Origin of the sequence: Brevundimonas sp., from assembly GCF_036399195.1 — a bacterium.
Classification (GTDB): Bacteria; Pseudomonadota; Alphaproteobacteria; order Caulobacterales; family Caulobacteraceae; genus Brevundimonas.
The window spans coordinates 1-1,540 of record NZ_DASWNO010000270.1; the positions used below are offsets into that span (position 1 = coordinate 1).

Sequence of the window (1,540 nt, forward strand, 5' to 3'; positions counted from 1 at the left end):
GTTCGATCGCAAGAAGGTCATGATGGCCTCGCTGGACACGCGTCGTCCGGCGGCCATGGAGCAGCTCGCCACGCTGGGCCAGCAGATCGAGGTCGCCACCCTGCCCATCGTGGCGGGCGAGTCGCCGGTCCAGATCACCCGCCGGGCGCTGCAGTCGGCGAAGCTTCAGGGCTATGACGTCCTGATCCTCGACACCGCCGGACGGATCACCCTGGACGAGGCCCTGATGGCCGAGGTGGCCGAGGTGGCCGCCATCGCGAAGCCGGTCGAGACCCTGCTGGTCGCCGACAGCCTGACCGGTCAGGACGCCGTCCGCACCGCCCGCGCCTTCCACGAACGCCTGCCGCTGACCGGTCTGGTCCTGACCCGCGCCGACGGCGACGGTCGCGGCGGGGCCATGCTGTCTATGCGCGCCGTCACCGGCCTGCCGATCAAATACATCGGCGCGGGCGAGAAGGTCGACGCGCTGGAGGTGTTCGACGCCCGCCGCGTGGCCGGCCGCATCCTGGGTCAGGGGGACATCGTCGCCCTGGTCGAAAAGGCGTCGCAGGAGCTGGACGCCTCCAAGGCCGAGGCCATGGCCCGCAAGCTGGCCAAGGGCCAGTTCGACCTGAACGACCTCGCCGCCCAGCTGCAGCAGATGAAGCGGATGGGCGGGCTGCAGGGCATCATGGGCATGCTGCCCGGGGTCGCGAAGATGAAGGCCCAGATGGCCGAGGGCGGCGTCGACGACCGGATGATCGCGCGTCAGGAAGCCATCATCTCGTCGATGACCAAGGCCGAGCGCAAGAAGCCCGACCTGCTCAACGCCAGCCGCAAGAAGCGCGTCGCCAAGGGCGCCGGGGTCGAGGTGCAGGACATCAACCGGCTGCTCAAACAGCACCGCCAGATGGCCGACATGGTCAAGTCCATGTCCAAGGGCGGCAAGGGCATGAAGCAGATGGCCGCCATGATGGGCGGTCTCGGCGGCGGTGGCCAGATTCCAGGCATGGGTGGGCCGGACATGGCCCGCCTCAAGGCGATGGGGGGCGGCCGCATGCCCGAGCCCAGCGCCGATGACATGAAAGCCCTTCAGGACCGCTTGGCGGGGCTGGGCGGCGGACAACTGCCAGGGGGGCTTCCGGGCCTGCCGGGCTTCCCTCCCAAGAAATAATCCGACTTAACGAAAGAGACCGAAAATGCTGAAGATTCGTCTGGCCCGCGGCGGCGCCAAGAAGCGCCCCTACTACTACATCGTCGTCGCCGACAGCCACTCGCCGCGCGACGGCAAGTTCATCGAGCGCGTCGGCACCTACAACCCGATGCTGCCGCGCGACGGCGAGCAGAAGCGCGTCACCTTGAAGGCCGACCGGATCTCGGAATGGCTGTCCAAGGGCGCCCAGCCAACCGACCGCGTGGCCCGCTTCCTGAGCCAGGACGAGGCCCTCGCCGACAAGGTGAAGTGGACCCAGTCCAACAACCCGAGCAAGGCGCAGCCGGGCAAGAAGGCCCAGGAACGCGCCGCCGAGCGCGCCCAGCGCGAAGCCGACCGCGCCGAGGC

The 1,540-nt window shown here is 68.9% G+C and carries 2 protein-coding genes; both read left to right on the plus strand.

Annotated elements, in window-relative coordinates; all coding sequences use genetic code 11:
• Window positions 1–1,153 (plus strand): signal recognition particle protein (locus tag VGB60_RS11720; RefSeq protein ID WP_331038430.1); only part of this gene is annotated, 1,153 nt, incomplete at its 5' end.
• A 25-nt stretch (window positions 1,154–1,178) separates the two neighbouring features.
• On the plus strand, window positions 1,179–1,540 hold a 362-nt coding region (gene rpsP, locus VGB60_RS11725), incomplete at its 3' end, for a 30S ribosomal protein S16 (RefSeq protein ID WP_331038431.1).